Origin of the sequence: Flavobacterium pectinovorum, assembly GCF_006438875.1 — a bacterium.
Lineage (GTDB): Bacteria > Bacteroidota > Bacteroidia > Flavobacteriales > Flavobacteriaceae > Flavobacterium > Flavobacterium pectinovorum_A.
Map to the genome: position 1 here is coordinate 14,541 of NZ_RCZH01000028.1, position 18,224 is coordinate 32,764.

An 18,224-nucleotide genomic window follows, 5' to 3' on the forward strand; every position below is an offset into this window, starting at 1 on the left:
AAAAGAAACTAGTTTCCAAACATAGCTTTACTACATAGCCCAAAGTTTCAACTTTGAGGTTGCAAAAATTTGCGAAAAGCTATGTGTGTTTAAGCAAGTGAAGCGCCTTTATACAGACAAAGAAGATCTATGTTCCTATGTGTTTAAAAAACACGCACAACAATAAATAATTTAAAATGAAAAAATACTTAATTCTCTTCCTTTTTGCGATTGTTACTTTGGGATACGGGCAGCAAAAAACATTTTCGAATCCTATTTTACCTTCGGGCGCAGACCCTTACAGTACCTACTATAAAGGTTATTATTACTATACAAATACGTTAGGAAACAGATTGGTTTTATGGAAGACCAAAGATTTATCTGATTTGAAGAATGCCGAAAGTAAAACCATTTGGGAAGCTCCAAAAGGAACGGATTATTCGGCAGAAATATGGGCGCCGGAATTTCATATTATTAACGGAAAATGGTACGCGTATTTTGCTGCAGATAACGGAGATAACAATACACATCGCATGTATGTCTTAGAAAATAAAACCTCAGATCCGTTTAAAGGAAAATGGGAATTTAAAGGAAAAATTGCAGCAAAAACTGATAAATGGGCGATTGATGGAAATGTATTCGAATATAAAAAACAGTTGTACATGATTTGGGCTGGCTGGGAAGGCGATACAAACGGACAGCAGAATATTTACATTGCCAAAATGAAAAATCCGCTTGAAATTGAAGGCGATCGCGTTATGATTTCTGCACCAACACACACTTGGGAAATACATGGAGCTTTGCATGATGATGTAAATCCGGCTCAGGTAAATGTGAACGAAGGCCCGCAATTTTTACAAAATGGCGATAAAATTTTCATTGTGTTTTCTGCCAGTGGTTGTTGGACAGATTATTATGCTTTGGGTTTGCTGACTTTTAGCGGAAGCGATAAGTTATTAGATGCGAATGCATGGAAAAAATCAGAGGAACCAATTTTTAAACAATCCGATGCAACTAAAGTTTATGCGCCGGGACATAATTCGTTTTTTAAATCTCCTGACGGAAAAGAGGACTGGATTTTATATCATGCCAATTCCAATCCTGGGGAAGGTTGCGGAAACAAAAGATCTCCAAGGATGCAAAAAATAAGTTGGGATTCAAACGGTTTTCCGGTTTTGGGTCAACCTGTAAGTGAAGAAACTAAATTGGCACTTCCGTCAAAATAAAGGTAGAAAAAATATTAATAATAGGATAGGTTGTTTTTGCTATGGTGAAAAAAACGTTCCTCATAATGACATAAAAATGAAAAATATTAAAATTGCAGCAGTTCTTTTGCTGGCTCTTTTTCAATTTAATTGTAAAGACAATAAAAAAGAAATTCAATCTTCTGAAACAACTTCTGAAATAAAAACGGATTCGGTTAAAGCCGAATTAGAAACTAAAAATTTCGATAATATAATTGACGGTAAAAAAGTCGGCTTATATTGGATTGAAAACAAAGGAATAAAAGCAGCTTTTACCAATTACGGAGGGCGATTAATTGGACTTTGGGTTGCTGATAAAAACGGAAAACAAACTGATGTAGTGGTTGGAATGAACAGCGCAAAAGGTTATAAAATTTCGACCGAACCTTATTTTGGTGCAACAATCGGACGCGTTGGAAATCGTATTGCAAAAGGACAATTTACTTTAGAAGGAAAAAAATATCAGGTACCATTAAATAATGGAAAAAATGCTTTGCATGGCGGTATAAAAGGTTTTCAGGATGTAGTTTGGGATGTCAATAAAACGAATGGAAACACATTGATTTTCAGTTATGTTTCACCAGATGGAGAACAAGGTTTTCCTGGAAATCTGACTGTAAAAGTGACCTATACGCTTGAACCGGATCAAACTATTAAAATGGAATATGAAGCAACGACGGATAAAACTACTTTGGTAAATTTAACCAATCATGCTTTTTTTAATCTGAATGGAGAAGGAAGCGGTTCAATTCTAAATCACGAACTTCAGATTTATGCGAATGAATTTACGCCTGTCGATGAAGGTTTAATTCCTTCAGGGGAACTAAAATCGGTTAAAAATACCGTTTTTGATTTCACTTCAAAACATACGATTGGCGAAAGAATTGAATCCAAAGATCAACAGTTGGAATTCGGGAAAGGTTATGATCATAATTATGTCCTGAACGGAACTAAGAAAAACGGTCTGAATCATGCTGCTACAATTTCCGGAGATAAATCTGGAATTACGCTGGATATTTATACAGAAGAACCAGGTTTACAGTTTTACAGCGGAAATTTCATGCAATCAAAAAATAGCTTTAAATCTGGAGCCAAAGACGATTTTAGAACTGCTTTTGCCTTAGAAACACAACACTTTCCGGATGCTCCAAATCAGCCAAAATTTGCGCCGATTGTTTTGAAACCGGGACAAAAATATCATACGGTTTCGTATTATCAGTTTTCGACGAAATAGTTTTTTTGTGAGAATGAGATAATGAGATAATTGAGATAATGAGATAATTGAGATAATGAGATAATTTGATAATGAGATAATTGTGAAATGTGAGAATGATAGGGGTGATTTTGTCATTCCGAAGAATGAGGAATCCTCGCAAGTAACTCTATAAAGATTGGCGATTACCTATGCGGAATTTCGTATGTAATTTACTGCTTCTGCTGTTCGCTATCGTTCAGGTCTCCTTGATCAAAATGACATACAGTTCGTTAAAAATCAAATTGTTTAATTAAGTATTGAATTCCAAAACCATTAAAAATGAAAAAAATAATAACCGTAATAACTTCTTTATGCGTTTTCATAGCTTGTTCTCAGGATAAGAATCCAACGAAAGCAACGACTGAAACTGTATCAAAAAATATTCTTTTAGCAGATCCGACAATATTTTATGATAATGGAATGTATTATTTATATGGAACGACTGGTGGCGATACGCCATTGAATGGACAAGGATTTATGGTTTATACTTCATCCGATTTAAAAAAGTGGAGTGGTCCTGCAGGAACCCAGAACGGATTGGCTTTAAAAAAAGGGGATGCTTTTGGCGATACAGGATTTTGGGCACCTCAGGTTTTGAAGTATAAAAATAAGTATTATATGATTTATACGGCAAATGAAAACATTGCTATTGCCAGCAGTGAAAGTCCGTTAGGGCCATTTAAAAATGAATCAAAAAAGCCTATTATTGAAACAGGAAAGCAAATTGATCCGTTTCTTTTTATAGATGAAGATGGAAAAAAATACTTGTATCACGTTCGATTAACTAATGGGAATCGAATTTTTGTAGCCGAAATAAATGATGATCTTCAAAGTATAAAATCAGAAACTTTGACGGAATGTATTTCGGGAACTTTACCTTGGGAAAACACGCAAAATGTAGCTTGGCCGGTTACAGAAGGTCCAACTGTATTAAAACATAATGGATTATATTATTTAATTTATTCGGCAAATGATTTTAGAAATCCGGATTATGCGGTAGGTTATGCAACCAGCAAGAGTCCTTTTGGACCTTGGGAAAAGTCTGCTGATAGTCCGATAATCAATAGAAATAATGTGAAGCAAAATGGAATTGGTCACGGTGATGTTTTTTGGGATAAAAACAATAAAATGCATTATGTTCTCCATACTCATTTTAGCGAAAGCGGTGTTTCTCCAAGAAAAACCGGAATAATTGATATCGATTTTAGCGATAATAAGATAAAAGTTGATAGTAATAGTTTTAGATTTTTAAGTACACAATAGTATTATTAATAAATCAAAAAACGGGGTAAAAGTACGTCACTAAAATAAAGATCTATTTTATAACGATTTTTTTTGACGTACTTTTATACTTTGATTTGTCTAATACTTTTACATGCGGAAAAATAAAAATAAAATACCCGTTAATACGATGGATAATACTTTTAGCCTGGGTATTTCTATTGATAAAAATAGTATTAGTAAGACTGATTTTAGAACCACACAACAAAAAGAAGAAGCTACACAATCACATCGTGATGAAGGATTTACTTTTCACATCCTTGAAAAAGGAACGGTTATAATTGAGATTGATTTTGAAACTCATCATGTCACAGCGCCGGCAGTAGTATATCTACATCCGGATCAGGTGCATAGAATGCTGGATATTGATGATATTATTGTTTGCTCCTTATCCATTAATAGTGAAAATCTAAATACAGGATATCTTAAAATACTGGAAGAGCTTAATCCTGTAACGCCACTTTCCTTAGAAACAGAAGCTTATTCGATTGTTGCTGAGAGCTTTTTACTTTGTCTGAACTTTTACAGACAAAAAGAAAATAAGCTGTATTATCCTTTACTACGCGACAGTTGCAATACTTTTATTGGCTTTTTACTGTCACAATTTTTAAATGTAATTAAACCGGAAGATAGTTTTTCGCGATCTGATACAGTAGCCAAAGCTTTCAGGAATTTACTCGAAAAGAATTACATTACTTTAAAACGACCGGGACAATATGCTGATTTGCTGAATATTTCGACTCCGTATCTTAACGAGTGTATAAAAGGCAGTACAGGTAATTCCGTTTCATACCTTATTCAGGAAAGAATTATTTTAGAAGCCAAACGACTCCTTTATCACACCGATAAGTCTGTAAAAGAAATTGCTTTTGAACTTGGCTATGCTGATTATCCTTATTTTACAAGATTGTTTTCCAAAGTAACTGGGATTTCTGCAATGACATTCAGAAGAAAAAACTTCGATTAGTCCAATACCTTCTTTGATTTGCCATTTTTTTTATGCTGTAAAGCGAGGAACTTTGCACTGTATTTAAATTAATGTAGAAAATGGAATCAAATAAAAAAGTGCTGATAGTGGGTGCAAGTTTTGCCGGACTGATAACAGCGTATTGGATGAATAAAATAGGTTATAAAGTTACTATTGTAGAAATTGCAACCGAACTTAAAAAAGGCGGTACACCAGTTGATATAAAAGGTGATACAATTGAGATTGTGAAGCGAATGGGACTTTTTGAAGAGATAAAAAAACAAAGAGTTGGTCCTGAAAAATGGGAGTTTAAAAATGCCAGTGATGAAACAGGTCACAGCTTTATTTTGAGACAGCCCGGAGAAGAATTGCCGGATGATGAATTTGAAATCGAAAGGGATTCGTTACTAACTATGATGTATGATCAGGTAAAAAATGATGTGAAATTGGAGTTCAATAACAGCATCACGACATTGCATGAAACGGAGCATAATATCGAAGTATCTTTTAAAGACGGCTCTAAAGATCAATACGCTTATGTATTTGGATGTGACGGGATACACTCGGCGGTAAGGAAAATTTGGTTTGGCCCTGAAACGGATTATGCTCATTTTCTTGGACAATATTTTTCTATAACTGTTGTAGACAAACTGTTGGTCGAGAACGGAACTTATCAAATGTATGCAGAACCGAATAAAGGTGCGGCGCTTTATGCCCATAATAATAAGACGGATGTTATTTTTACTTTCAGGACAGAAAAAGAAATCAACTACGATTTTCGCAACCAAGAGCAATTAAAAGAGATTGTATCACAGCAAATGAACGATATGGGTTGGCGAGCTCATGAACTTCAGACGGAATTATTGAATTCAAGCTCATTTTACTTTGATGAATTTTGTCAGATAAAAATGCCATCCTGGACGAAAGGCAGAGTAGCATTGGTTGGTGATGCAGCTTATTGTGCTTCTCCGGCAGCAGGAATGGGAGGTTCACTGGCTATTATTGGAGCAACTGCGTTGGCTGATGCATTTGTATTATATAAAGATGATTATCAATTAGCGTTTGATGCCTACAACAAGGATTTACGACCCTTTATTGAAGAAATACAGGCAGATGCTGTGCAGACTTTAGATAAACTATTACCAAATACGAAGGAAGAAGTAAAAGAAATGTGGGAAAACGGCATTTCTTTTTAACGATTATATTATCTGAATCTTCGCTGGTAACAAAAAATTAAAAGCTCCAAAATCACGTGATTTTGGAGCTTTTTTTAAATATTGGACTTTGTCAATTATTATATAAAGAATTAATTGATTTTAACCAAATGCGCTTCAATAGCAGCTCTGTCTGATTCGTATTGTTCAGGAAGTTTTAAATTTTTTCCTAATTCTTCTAAACTTTCATCTACTGTAAAACCTGGGTTTTCTGTAGCGATTTCAAATAAAACACCTCCTGGTTCTCTAAAATAAAGAGAGTGGAAATAATTTCTATCAATCTGAGGTGTAATAGACAATCCGTATTCTTCGATTTTTTCACGAAAGTGCATTAAAATTTCGTCATTTTCTACACGGAAAGCTACGTGGTGAACAGATCCGTTTGCTACATGACCGCGTTTTTCATCAGCCAATTCTACCAAGTCAACAATTGCGGCATTTTCTACAGTATCAGTTGCATAACGGTAACGATTTACATCTTGATCGATCAATTTATAACCAAATATTTCGGTTAAAATTGCAGCAGTTGCTTTTATGCTGTTTAATGTTAAAGTGATATTGTGGAAACCTCTTGTAGCCACATCAGCTTTTACTTCGTCTGTTTCCCAAGGTTTTCTGTTATCGCCTGTTTTAGATTCGATTAATTCTAATTTTAAACCATCCGGATCTAAGAAAGTAAGATATTTTTCACCGAATTTTTCAGCCGGTTTGTTGTAAATTACATTGTATTGTTCAAAACGTTTCTGCCAGAAATCAAGGCTTCCTTTTGGAACTGAATATCCAATTTCTGTTGCCATTCCTGAACCTTTTCTTCCTTGTTGAATTCCTTCTCCCCAAGGGAAAAAAGTTAAGATTGTTCCGGCACTTCCTACTTCATCACCAAAGTAAAAATGATAGGTTCCCGGATCATCAAAATTCACCGTTTTTTTAATGAAACGTAATCCTAATATGTTAGAGTAAAAGTTGAAATTACGTTTTGCGTCACCTGCAATTGCAGTAATATGGTGTAAGCCTAAAATTTTATTTTCCATGGTTTTTATATATTAAATTTGTTATTGATTTTCTTATACAAATTTACGTCTGTTATACTTCTGCATCGATTAACCTAGATTAAGAAATAAAAAGCCATTAAGTTTAGGTTCTTACAATTTTATAAATATTGATTTTCGAAGTTTTGGCTCAATATTTTTTGTTTTGTGTCCTTTTCCTGTGGTGTCTTCCACCAATAGAATTGATCCGGTATTGAATATTCTTTTTTCGCCTAGTGACGTTTCGATTTCTACGCCGCCTTCCAGTAAAATAATATATTGACGGTCCGGTGCATTATGAAAATCGTAATCGTAAGATGGAAGAACTTCTCTAAAAACAATTGATTTCACTGGTTCATCATCAGATAAAAAACCAATATCACCATTATTTTTCAACGGAACTTCGAAGTCTTCAAAATGACTTTCGCCGTTTGTATCACTGTAAACACGTGTTATCTGAATCATTATTTTTTTCTAAAAACAAGTTCGTTAGCCAAATCAATTTCGTTCTGACTGATGGTATGTCCCATATTTGGGTAGATTTTTTTTGTAACCGATGCGCCCATTTTTTTAAGAAGCGCTTCTGTTTCATTTACTCTTTCAACAGGAACATGAAAATCTGGATCGCTCGTTCCGATAAAAATTGGTGTGTTTTCAAAATTTCCTTCGTAATGATCTTCATAAACCTTATCGCCAATAAGTCCACCTGTAAAGGCAACAACGCCTCCATATTTGGCAGCATTTCTGGCTGTAAATTCCAAAGCAAGACAAGCTCCCTGTGAAAACCCTAGAAAATAGATATTCTCTTTTTCGATTCCGTTTTGCTGAATCGCCACCATAACTTGGTGAATCGCCTCTAATGATTTTGAAAACGAAGGTTCATTCTCTTCAATTGGTACTAAAAACGAATACGGATACCACGTTCTGTTTTCTGCCTGAGGTGCCACCAATGCAAAATCATCGACCTTAAGATGTCTTGAAACTGAAAGAATATCATGAGCGCCTGCACCACGTCCGTGAATCATAATCAAAGCCTTTTTAGCTTGATCTAAAGGCACGCCGTCAGTTATAATTTCTGTATTCATGAGTTTTATTTTTTTATTAATATTTTTTGTAATGCTAATTTTTCACGCAGATTTTAATTCTTTTCAGGAGCTAATCCCGCTATCCGTTCCAATCTTTTATGTCCGCCGCGGCAGACATAAAAGGATTTTCACTTCTATCGGGGCTATGGCAATCATTTCCATAAGAGTATTTTCGTTCAGTTTGTCATTTCGACCAGAGGGAGAAATCACACTAGAAATTCGACAAAGATTGGCGATTTTGATTAACGATTTTGATTGTCGAATTTCTAGTGTGATTTCTCGTTCCTCGAAATGACAGACTTTGGGGATAAAAGAATCAATTACTTTTTCCAAATATCTTGATACTCATCCGGATGTTTTTTGAATTGTGCGTGTACGTATGGACAAAGCGGTAAAACCATCAAATTATGAGCACGTACATACGATGTCATTTCGTCCAGCAGTTTTTTTGCGTAACCTTTTCCTTCGGCTTCCGGTTCAACTCCTGTATGGTAAACGGTTAATAAATCGTCTTTGATACTTACGGTCATTTCGCCTAATTTTTTATCATCGACATAAAGATTAAAAGCGCCATGTTTTTTTTCGTTTAATTCCAGTTTTATAGTTTCCATATATTTTATAGTATTGTTTTAGCAGATAAAAAAGAACCAATATTCATATCTTAAAGATACTATATTAGAAGAAATCTGCAATTTTAAATGTGTGTTTGGTTAGTTTTCGCGGTGGTAATAATAACAAATAATCATTGCAACTCCCGGAAAAACCAAAGTTCCTAATCCGAAAAATTTTCCGGCAACGGCTCCTAAAAAACAACCTACAAGAAAGCCAATTATGGTCACTAATTGTTTTTTGAAACTTAAAAGTACATCAACATCTTTTAATCCGTTTTTTAATAAATTTCCTAGATCAAGAGAAGCCTGTGTAACATTTCCTGTCATCATGGTTGTTGGGCCGTGTGTTTCTTTGGTATACAATTTTCCAAAAGCATTCTGAAGTCCCATTGCAAATACGGTTGTCATTGCAATGGTGTAAATCGTCCATTGTGAAACAATTCCTAAATAGCCAAAAACGTAACAAGCAATACCGCTTAAAACCAATATAATACCTTCCCAAAATAAAATAGAATACCGATTTGTTGCTTTTAATGCAATTCGTCCTCCAACAATTACGGCTAAAATAAAAACAGGAAAGGTGAGGAGTTTTACCCACGCATGCAAATCTGAACCTTTGATAATTTGATAAGCAAAGACAATAAAGTTACCTGTAACGTGCGCCGAAAATATCGAATCTGCTGCGACAAAAGTTACCGTGTCGCAATATCCGGCTATCATCGTGAGAAGCAGGGTAACGTACCAAATGTTTTTTTGAATTTCCATAATTTTTAGTTGAGGTGAATACGAAGCATTTTAAATTTGGTTGAATAAATAATAATCCAGTGAATATTTTCCTGCTCCAAGCGCAAGAATTAATAATAAGGACAAAGTATACATATAAGGAACGTCGCGTACTTCGAGCGAATCTTTTCTATGCACCACAAAATATCCTACGGCTGTCACACCAATTGTTGGAAGAACTGCAAGTCGGGTTCCGATGCCCAGAATAATTAAAAACGGAACTACAGTGTCGGAAAAAGTGGCTACTAATCCGTTTAATTTTTCAGGTAAATACAACGGATTTGGAACATGTTCTTTTTGTCCGTTTTCAACTCTGAATTTCTTCATTCCATGAACTCTGAAAAGTTCTACTGCCAATAATATTCTAAATAGTAAAATTGCAGCATTATTGAAGGATGTTCCTAAATCGGAATAAAGGATTTGTTTTATAATTTCAGTCATTTTATTTTAAGTTTAACCCGTTGGGGGATTTTTTTAAACACATAGAGACATAGATTTTGCATTCTCAAAAAAGGCGTTTCACTTATTTAAAACACACAGAGTTAGCTATGTGAAAGAAATAGGTTTCTTTTCAGCACTCTTTTTTACACATAAAAGCTATGTTTCTATGTGTTGAAAAACTTTTTATTAATTACATGCAATGCGATATGTTTAAAAGGCAAAGCAAGAACACCCAAGCGCTCCCCAAAATGCGTTATAATTATTTACCGGCACGTTGCTCATTCTGGCAATATCGTGGCTATGAGCATGAACATCACAACTGCCGCTACAACTGTGTATTTGCGAAGTCAGACTTGGTTTTGCATCTGCTTTTGCGTTCTTTTCAATGGCGCTCTGCAAGTTACTTTTACTTGGGTAACCATTGTAAATATTGGTTGGAGACCAGTCTGGCAAAATCGGAATATGAGGTGGAGAAAAAGAGGAGAAATCTCCATTTGCATACACAATTTTTCCATCGACAATAGTCAAATCAGCTTCAATTTTTTTAATGTCTTCGTCATCGATAGTAAAATAATCACTATCCAAAACCACTAAATCAGCGAACATTCCGGTTCTAATATCTCCTTTCTTAGCTTGTTCCTGAGAGAACCAGGCGCTTCCTCTGGTGTATAATTCTAATGCGGTTTCTCGGCTTAATTTGCTTTCATTGTACAACTGTAAACCTCCAACCGTTTTTCCGGCGGTCATCCAATACATAGAAACCCACGGATTGTAACTGCTTACTCTTGTTGCATCAGAACCTCCACCAACAGGAACTTCCATTTCAAGCATTTTTTTAATTGGCGGAGTATTTTCGGCTGCTTTTGCTCCGTATCGATCTGTGAAATATTCGCCCTGATACGCCATTCTGCTTTGCACTGCGATTCCTCCACCTAAATTTTTGACACGTTCGATATTACGTTCGTCAATGGTTTCGGCGTGATCAAATATCCATGGTAATCCGTTAAATGGAATTTCCTGATTGATCTTTTCAAATACATTTAAGAATCTTGTAATACTTTCGTTATACGTTGCGTGAAGTCTAAACGGCCAGCGATTTTCTACCAAAAGGCGTACTACTTTTTCCAATTCTGCTTCCATGTTTTCAGGAAGATCGGGTCTTGGCTGTAGGAAATCCTCAAAATCGGCAGCAGAAAAAACTAACATTTCACCTGCGCCATTATGGCGGTACATATCGTCTCCCTGATATAATTTTACGGTATCAATCCAATCTTCAAAATCTTCAAATTCGTGTTTTGGTTTTTGAGTGAAAAGATTATAAGCAATTCTAACGGTTAATTGTTTTTTCTCATTTAATTCATTTACGACTTTATAATCATCCGGAAAATTCTGAAATCCACCTCCGGCATCAATAACACTTGTGATTCCAAAACGATTCAGTTCTTTCATAAAATGACGCGTCGAATTGATCTGATGCTCATAAGAAAGTGTTGGTCCTTTTGCTAAAGTCGAATACAAAATCATAGCGTTTGGAGTCGCAATAATAAGCCCCGTTGGTTCTCCTTTAGAATCTCTTTCGATTTGTCCTCCGGGAGGTGCTGGTGTATTTTTGGTATAACCAACTGCTTTTAGTGCGGCTCTGTTCATAATGGCTCTGTCATACAAATGCAGAATAAAAACAGGAGTTTCCGGTGCAATCGCATTGATTTCTTCCAAAGTAGGCATTCTGCGTTCAGCAAATTGAAACTCAGACCAACCGCCCACAACACGAACCCATTGCGGATTTGGTGTGCGATCGACTTGCTCTTTCAGCATTCTAAGTGCATCTGCCAAAGAAGGAACGCCATCCCAGCGCAATTCCAGATTATAATTTAAACCACCACGTATAAGGTGAATGTGTGAATCGTTGATTCCCGGAACGACTCTTTTATTCTGAAGGTCGATTATTTTCGTTTCCTCAGAGGCAAATTCCATTACATTACTGTCATTTCCAACTGCAATAAATTTTCCGTCTTTGATTGCTACCGCTGTAATATTTGGAGTTTCAGGATTGAAACTATGAATTTTACCGTTGAATAAAATTAGATCTGCTTTCATAAAATTAGTTTTAGTGTGTTGAAAGTTTTTTGATCATTTCGGCAGAAACTGAATCTGCATAGATGCCAAAAGCGCTGGTTAAAACACCTTTTATATTATAAATCTCGGATATAATTCCGTAAACAATATCTTCATCACCGGGATCTGTATCTCCTTCAAAACGAAATAAATATTCAATTTTGAAATCATCAGGTGACATGGTTTGTGTGTTATTGTTGTAACGGATACAGTTTTCGTCCAGATTAAAGTTTTCTGTAAAACCTTGCTGATTAAGCCATTGTAAGGCTTCGGTAACGGTATCAAAAGCGGGTTGTTGAATTGAGTTCATAGTTTGGAGTGATTAACTGCCTGTAAACAAATTACAGGCAGTTTGATTAGTTTTAAGAAATATCAGCTTATGCTTTAATAAAAGCCAAAATATCGTTATTGATTGTTTCTGCTTCTGTAGTTGGCATACCATGTGGAAAACCAGGATATGAAATTAGTTTTCCGTTTTTCAAAAGTGCGGCAGCTTTAGGTGCTTGGTTGTAAGGTACAATCTGATCATCTTCTCCATGAAGAACCAAAACCGGAATATCTAAACTTTTAAGATCTTCTGTAAAATCTGATTCAGAGAAAGCTTTTATTCCTTCATAATGTGCCAATACGGAACCCATCATTCCCTGACGCCACCAATTGTGTTTAATTCCTTCCTGAACAGTTTGTCCTTCTCGGTTCCATCCGTAAAAAGGTATTGGAAAATCATAAAAATATTGTGCTCTGTTAAATCCTGTACCTTGTCTTATTTCATCAAAAACAGATAATGGCACACCTTCAGGATTTGCTTCGTTTTGAATCATAATTGGTGTTACCGCACTAATTATTACTGCTTTTGCAACACGTAATTTTCCGTATTTTGCTGCGTAACGTATAACTTCTCCACCGCCAGTTGAGTGACCTACGTGAATGGCATCTTTTAGATCAAGTGCCACAGTTAATTCTGCGATGTCTGATGCATAAGTTTCCATGTTGTTTCCCTCAGAACTTTGACCAGAGCGTCCATGTCCGCGGCGATCATGTGCAATAACTCTGTATCCTTGTTTTAGGAAAAACATCATTTGTGCATCCCAGTCATCGCTTGATAAAGGCCATCCGTGGTGAAAAACTATTGGCTGACCATTTCCCCAATCTTTGTAATAAATTTCTGTTCCGTCTTTTACTGTAAATGTGCTCATTTTTTTTTGATTTTAGATTATTAAATTTCTTTTACAAACTTACAGAGGATACAAAAGTTTGTCGATTAATCTAGATTAAGAAAAAACGTAATCACCTGTTTTATTTATTTAATTGATGTCAAACAAATAAGCAAATAAGATACCTTAAATTATAAGTTCAATAAAATCAATACCTTATGTTTTTAAGTTGCAGTTTTAGATTGCGATATTTCGTAAATTTATGAATGGATTATTCATTTCCAGAGATATTTTATAAAATTGACTGCTCAATTTTGAAATGGATAAGAATAATAAATTGAGACTTTTTGATTTGGTTTTGAATTTTACGGATAAAAAAAGTCTTAATTTTTAGTATGACTTTTGTGTGAGGAGAACAGGATTTGAATCATATTACTGAAATGCTTATTTATATTGCATTTTCAATGATTACAGTTTCATTTTATAATTTGAAACTAAGTTTAAACTTAAAGCTAAAAAAACGCTGATTAAACTCAATCTCGATTATATTATTTTAGATCTAATGTTACCACTTTTTGAAACCTGCCGTGATGACTAATAGAAACATCCTGTAATGTATTAGATAGAAAATTACATAAGTATGGAATGCCATTGCTGTCTTTAATGATGTTTTTGTTTTCTATCTCCATTACATTTTTTAAATCGTCTAAAGAATTGACTGCTAAGGTATGGATGCTTTCGTGTAGTAGAATTGTTTTGGTATGATAGACATTTTGGTCACAATTCACTTTTCCAATAATAGAATTGTCGTCTTGTGATACTATAGAACAGACTAATTTTTTAGGAATAAATTCTCTTCGTTTTGTTTGCCTATTGTAAATTTTATAAGCCGCTTCTTTCATGCTCCAAAACAACCAGACCGTGATTTCGGGATCTGGTGCTTTTGAGATCATTAATTGCTCATTAGGCGTAAAGATTTTTTGCATAAAACCTTTACGTTGCCAATTGCTTTCGTGGCGTGACTGTATGATATCTATGACATCATTTCCAATCATTTTTCAGAAAGTTTGGTTTCTATGATTTCTACTGCAGTTTTAACATCCAGCATACGTTGCATATCGGTATCTTCAATTATTATATTAAAAGTTTCTTCGATATCAAGTACAATGTCTACCAGATTGGCTGAATTGATGCTGAGGTCGTTAATGAAATCTGTATCTTCAGTAAGATTGTCAAAGGCTTCCGTATTTGTTGTGTAAGGTTTTATAATTACTTTTAATTGGGCTATGAGTTCTTCTTTTTTCATATGATTATTTTTGAAATTTTTTAAAGATGATACAGGCGTTAACATCACCAAAACCAAAACTTGCTTTGGCTATTATATTGGGTTGAATGTAAATAGTTTTTTGAGGAACTTTTAACGGATCAATAAGTGCTGTAATTTCCGGATGAAGATCATCACAATTAATGTTGCCGAATATAAAACCTTCATGAAGCTGTAAAATTGCTGCAATACTTTCGATGCTTCCGGCAGCACTAAGGCAATGTCCGGTCATACTTTTTAAAGAGTTGATGTATGGAAAATCGTTTCTACTTCTTCCTAAAGCTTTAGTCCAATTTTCAATTTCAAGACTGTCTTTTGTCGTCGCAGTAAGATGACCGTTTATAGCGTCAATTTCATTTGCAGAAATTTCGGAATTAATTAGCGCATTAGTAATACATTGCTGTACGGCGGTACTGTTTGGTGCAGTCATACTTCCGTTTCCGCGTTGTCCGCCAGAGTTTACATTTCCGCCTAATATTTCTGCATAAATGGTTGCACCTCGCTCTATGGCGCTTTCTAAATCTTCGATAACCAAGGCACCTGCGCCACTTCCGGGGACAAATCCTGCCGCGGATGCACTCATTGGTCGAGATCCTTGTTCCGGATTATCGTTGTATTTAGAACTGCAAACCCGTAAAGCATCAAATCCTCCCCAAATATAAGGTCCGCTATCGCCGGTACTTCCAGCTAATATACGTTTGGCTTGTCCTGATTGTATGCGATCATAAGCCATTAAAATGGCTTCTGTCCCGGTTGCACAGGCTGAAGAGTTTGTAGTAACTTGATTTCCGAGTCCTAGCTTACCACCAAGATAAGCGCTGACACCACTGTTCATTGTTTGCGCCACTACGGTGCTGCCAAGTCTACGAACCTGTAATTCGTCTATTTTATAAATGCTTTCACGGAATTTATCAATTCCGGAAGTGCCGGATCCAAAAATAGTTCCGCTGTCCCAATCGGGATCTTCATTGTTTTCTATGGATAATCCTGCATTTTTCCAGGCTTCTATGCCGGCAATAACGCCGTATAAAATTCCTGTGCTATTAAAACCTCTTAATTCCAGTTCTGTAAAATATTCTGATTTAAGTTCGTCTGATATGTCTGGCTGACCGGCAATTTGACAAGAAAACTGTAATTCCTCTAATTGTGCATCATGCCTAATTCCTGATACTCCATTTTTTATTGAATGTGTAAACGCCGGAATTCCAACCCCGTTTGGAGCTGTTATGCCTAAACCTGTTATTACAACTCTTTTTCTCATAGCTTTGTAGTAATCATTCCTGCCAAAATACCTTTGCAGACTTCCTGACCGGCTTCGTTTTTCATAATTACATCACATTTTAATTTACCAAATCTAAAAAATGATTTTTGAGAAGTCACCGTTACTTTTTCGTTAGGATATACGGGCTTTAAAAATTGCATATCGGCTGAGGTAAAAGCAATTACGGTTTCTTTGTTGAAATTATTTCCCAGTAAATAAATTCCCAGACAAACCATACCAATCTGTGCCATGGTTTCGGTAAGAATTACACCCGGAGTTACGGGATTATCTTTAAAATGACCTTTATAGAAATCCAGATCCTCATTAAAAGTATAGGTTCCGCTAACACCGTTTTCGTCTGCATGCAATAATTCGTCTACAAATAAAAAAGGCTTAGTGTACGGTAATTTTGCTATAATATTGGTCAATTCCATAATTTGTTTTATTTAACCGTTTTATTTATTGGTAAATATGTTGTTATAATAAATTAAAAAAATAGTTCACATACAATCCGCTTTTAATTGAACGCAGATAAAACGGATTTACTTTGTAAAGACGCGGATAAAAACGGATTTTTTTTCTTAATTAAAATAAAATTTCAATGGTTTGAAATCATTTAAAATCTGTTTTTATGTGCGTTTTCGCAATAGCGAATCGGCAAAATCTGTGTCTAATTTTATATGCAAATAATCAAATTCAATAGTTTTATCTAATAATTACCATTGTAATAAAACCCGTTGTGCAGAAAATCCCGGACCAAAACTAAGCATCAGTCCTTTTTCTCCCAATTTTGGATTTCCATCCATAATACGTTCTAAAACATACAAGACTGTTGCGCTCGACATATTGCCATATTGTTTGAGGACTTCTTTTGTGTCATCGATATTTTTTCCTAATCCTGAAAAGAGGGATTCAACTGTAGTTACTATTTTTTTTCCACCGGGATGAAAAATCATATGATCGATGTCGTTAATCTCTAAATTATTTTTTTGTAAAAAGGGATGAATTATATCTTCAAAATGTGATGCAATAGTTTCGGGAACTTCAATGTCCAGAACCATTTGCAAACCTGTATTGGTGAGTTTAAAACCCATCATATGTTCGGCATCATAAAAATGATACATTTGCTCATCGAGTATTTCGGGACCATAATCTTCTTCATAAGAGGATAAAAGACAACAGGCAGCTCCATCACCAAAAATTGCAGCGCTCACTATATTTGGCATCGATAAATCATCAAGCTGAAATGTTGCTGTAGGCGATTCAACCGCTATTACCGCAGCACGTTTGCCCGGATTAGCTTTAAGAAAGTTCTTGGCATAAATAATACCCGATATTCCTGCAGCACAACCCATTTCAGTTACGGGAAGCCGTACAATATCTTGTCTTAATTTCATTTTATTGATTAGATATGCATCTAATGATGGTATCATAATGCCTGTACAACTTACTGTAATAATGTAATCGAGCGTTTGCGGATTCCAATTTGCTTTAGTAAGAGCTTTCTCTAATACTTGTTCGCCAAGAATAATTACTTCCCGACTATAGATATCGTTTTTGTCTTCAAATGAAGTTGCTGTAAAAACTTCTGCAGGATCCATGATAGAGTAGCGTTTGTCTACGGCCGCGCCTTCAAATATCTTTTTTACTTTTCTTATAAAACGATCGTCTTGTCCGTGCAGCCACCCTTCTAACATTGGGATTATATCTGACGTCTTACGGGAATATTGCGGTAGTTGCTTTGCAACAGTTATTATTTTTACACTCATATTTTAGCGATTATCCATTGATAACGAAAAGCCCATTTCCAGTTTATGGTATAGTTTTTAAAATTTAGTTTATTTGAAAAGTTTTCTAATTCATTTTTCTTAAATCCTCTCAAAATAGATACAAGTCCATCTTCGCGTGACATTCTGTTTAGATTAAAAATAATACCAATCATTTTAAAAAGCCGATAGGCTATTTTGCTGCGATGCAAATCGTTAATAATAATACCAACTTCGGCATTGTTATTAAAGATAGTAATTATATTTAATATTTCCTCATTGGTAAAATGGTGCAGCGTAAGGGTGCATAAAACGATATCATACTTTATTGTGATAAAATCTTCGCTAAAAATATCTACACACACATATTCGATATTTGGATATTCAACGGAGCGACTTTTTGCATAATTTATTGTAAATGCATTTGCATCGATACCTATAAGTTTAAAATTCAGCTTATTTTTTTGACCGAATTTTGCCAGCATGCGTAACATATCACCATTGCCACAACCTATATCAGCAATTACAATTGTTTCGGTACTATCAGATTTTTGTAATAACGTTTTTATACCATGAAGTGTAAGTTTGTTACCCCCTAATAACTGATTAATACTTGCAATTTTGTCTAATGCCTCTTGTAATTCTTCTCCTTGAAGAGAAAAATCGTCCATTATTTCGGTTTCGAGTGTTCTATGTTTAGTGTTTATGGCCATTGA

At 35.1% G+C, this 18,224-nt stretch carries 20 protein-coding genes; 5 read left to right on the forward strand and 15 right to left on the reverse strand.

Features of this window, described 5'->3' with window-relative positions; translation table 11 throughout:
- The first annotated feature begins 176 nt into the window (after positions 1 to 176).
- From EAH81_RS26130 to EAH81_RS26150, 5 genes are all read left to right on the forward strand, one after another.
- Positions 177 to 1,205, forward strand: a complete 1,029-nt coding sequence (locus EAH81_RS26130; protein WP_140511928.1) for a family 43 glycosylhydrolase — start codon at positions 177 to 179, stop codon at positions 1,203 to 1,205.
- A gap of 76 nt (positions 1,206 to 1,281) precedes the next feature.
- Positions 1,282 to 2,457 (forward strand): aldose epimerase family protein, encoded by a 1,176-nt coding sequence (locus tag EAH81_RS26135; RefSeq protein ID WP_140511929.1) that lies wholly within the window; start codon positions 1,282 to 1,284, stop codon positions 2,455 to 2,457.
- A gap of 300 nt (positions 2,458 to 2,757) precedes the next feature.
- Complete coding sequence (locus EAH81_RS26140; protein ID WP_140511930.1) at positions 2,758 to 3,741, forward strand: glycoside hydrolase family 43 protein; 984 nt, start codon at positions 2,758 to 2,760, stop codon at positions 3,739 to 3,741.
- Between the two features lie 112 nt (positions 3,742 to 3,853).
- Positions 3,854 to 4,726, forward strand: coding sequence for a helix-turn-helix domain-containing protein (locus EAH81_RS26145; protein WP_206669116.1), 873 nt, complete (start codon positions 3,854 to 3,856; stop codon positions 4,724 to 4,726).
- Between the two features lie 80 nt (positions 4,727 to 4,806).
- Complete coding sequence (locus EAH81_RS26150) at positions 4,807 to 5,922, forward strand: FAD-dependent monooxygenase (RefSeq protein ID WP_140511931.1); 1,116 nt, start codon at positions 4,807 to 4,809, stop codon at positions 5,920 to 5,922.
- A gap of 110 nt (positions 5,923 to 6,032) precedes the next feature.
- On the opposite strand, the gene EAH81_RS26155 is transcribed toward EAH81_RS26150, so the two are convergent.
- The 15 genes from EAH81_RS26155 to EAH81_RS27715 form a co-directional block, all read right to left on the reverse strand.
- The gene (locus EAH81_RS26155) at positions 6,033 to 6,971 is read right to left on the reverse strand and encodes a ring-cleaving dioxygenase (protein ID WP_140511932.1); all 939 of its coding nucleotides are present in this window, start codon (positions 6,969 to 6,971) and stop codon (positions 6,033 to 6,035) included.
- A 111-nt stretch (positions 6,972 to 7,082) separates the two neighbouring features.
- Positions 7,083 to 7,433, reverse strand: coding sequence for a hypothetical protein (locus EAH81_RS26160; RefSeq protein ID WP_140511933.1), 351 nt, complete (start codon positions 7,431 to 7,433; stop codon positions 7,083 to 7,085).
- Positions 7,433 to 8,053, reverse strand: coding sequence for an alpha/beta hydrolase (locus EAH81_RS26165; protein ID WP_140511934.1), 621 nt, complete (start codon positions 8,051 to 8,053; stop codon positions 7,433 to 7,435). The genes EAH81_RS26160 and EAH81_RS26165 overlap by 1 nt, the downstream gene beginning before the upstream one ends.
- A 320-nt stretch (positions 8,054 to 8,373) precedes the next feature.
- Positions 8,374 to 8,664, reverse strand: a complete 291-nt coding sequence (locus tag EAH81_RS26170; RefSeq protein ID WP_140511935.1) for a GNAT family N-acetyltransferase — start codon at positions 8,662 to 8,664, stop codon at positions 8,374 to 8,376.
- Between the two features lie 99 nt (positions 8,665 to 8,763).
- Complete coding sequence (locus EAH81_RS26175; RefSeq protein WP_140511936.1) at positions 8,764 to 9,429, reverse strand: YoaK family protein; 666 nt, start codon at positions 9,427 to 9,429, stop codon at positions 8,764 to 8,766.
- A gap of 30 nt (positions 9,430 to 9,459) precedes the next feature.
- The gene (locus tag EAH81_RS26180; RefSeq protein ID WP_140511937.1) at positions 9,460 to 9,888 is read right to left on the reverse strand and encodes a DoxX family protein; all 429 of its coding nucleotides are present in this window, start codon (positions 9,886 to 9,888) and stop codon (positions 9,460 to 9,462) included.
- Positions 9,889 to 10,098: 210 nt separating this feature from the next.
- Positions 10,099 to 11,985 carry an amidohydrolase gene (locus tag EAH81_RS26185; protein WP_140511938.1) on the reverse strand — a complete coding sequence of 629 codons (1,887 nt, stop codon included), beginning with the start codon at positions 11,983 to 11,985 and terminating at the stop codon, positions 10,099 to 10,101.
- Between the two features lie 10 nt (positions 11,986 to 11,995).
- Complete coding sequence (locus EAH81_RS26190) at positions 11,996 to 12,313, reverse strand: phosphoribosylpyrophosphate synthetase (RefSeq protein WP_140511939.1); 318 nt, start codon at positions 12,311 to 12,313, stop codon at positions 11,996 to 11,998.
- Between the two features lie 67 nt (positions 12,314 to 12,380).
- A complete protein-coding gene (locus EAH81_RS26195) occupies positions 12,381 to 13,199 on the reverse strand; it encodes an alpha/beta fold hydrolase (protein WP_140511940.1) in 819 nt (272 codons plus the stop codon).
- A 506-nt stretch (positions 13,200 to 13,705) separates the two neighbouring features.
- Positions 13,706 to 14,212 (reverse strand): 4'-phosphopantetheinyl transferase superfamily protein, encoded by a 507-nt coding sequence (locus tag EAH81_RS26200; protein ID WP_140511941.1) that lies wholly within the window; start codon positions 14,210 to 14,212, stop codon positions 13,706 to 13,708.
- A complete protein-coding gene (locus tag EAH81_RS26205; protein ID WP_140511942.1) occupies positions 14,209 to 14,463 on the reverse strand; it encodes an acyl carrier protein in 255 nt (84 codons plus the stop codon). Before EAH81_RS26205 ends, EAH81_RS26200 begins: the two co-directional genes overlap by 4 nt.
- A gap of 4 nt (positions 14,464 to 14,467) precedes the next feature.
- Positions 14,468 to 15,742, reverse strand: coding sequence for a beta-ketoacyl-[acyl-carrier-protein] synthase family protein (locus tag EAH81_RS26210; protein WP_140511943.1), 1,275 nt, complete (start codon positions 15,740 to 15,742; stop codon positions 14,468 to 14,470).
- Complete coding sequence (locus EAH81_RS26215) at positions 15,739 to 16,176, reverse strand: 3-hydroxyacyl-ACP dehydratase FabZ family protein (RefSeq protein ID WP_140511944.1); 438 nt, start codon at positions 16,174 to 16,176, stop codon at positions 15,739 to 15,741. Before EAH81_RS26215 ends, EAH81_RS26210 begins: the two co-directional genes overlap by 4 nt.
- Positions 16,177 to 16,458: 282 nt before the next feature.
- The gene (locus EAH81_RS26220) at positions 16,459 to 17,511 is read right to left on the reverse strand and encodes a type III polyketide synthase (protein WP_140511945.1); all 1,053 of its coding nucleotides are present in this window, start codon (positions 17,509 to 17,511) and stop codon (positions 16,459 to 16,461) included.
- Positions 17,508 to 18,221, reverse strand: coding sequence for a methyltransferase domain-containing protein (locus EAH81_RS27715; protein ID WP_140511959.1), 714 nt, complete (start codon positions 18,219 to 18,221; stop codon positions 17,508 to 17,510). The genes EAH81_RS26220 and EAH81_RS27715 overlap by 4 nt, the downstream gene beginning before the upstream one ends.
- Positions 18,222 to 18,224: the final 3 nt, after the last annotated feature.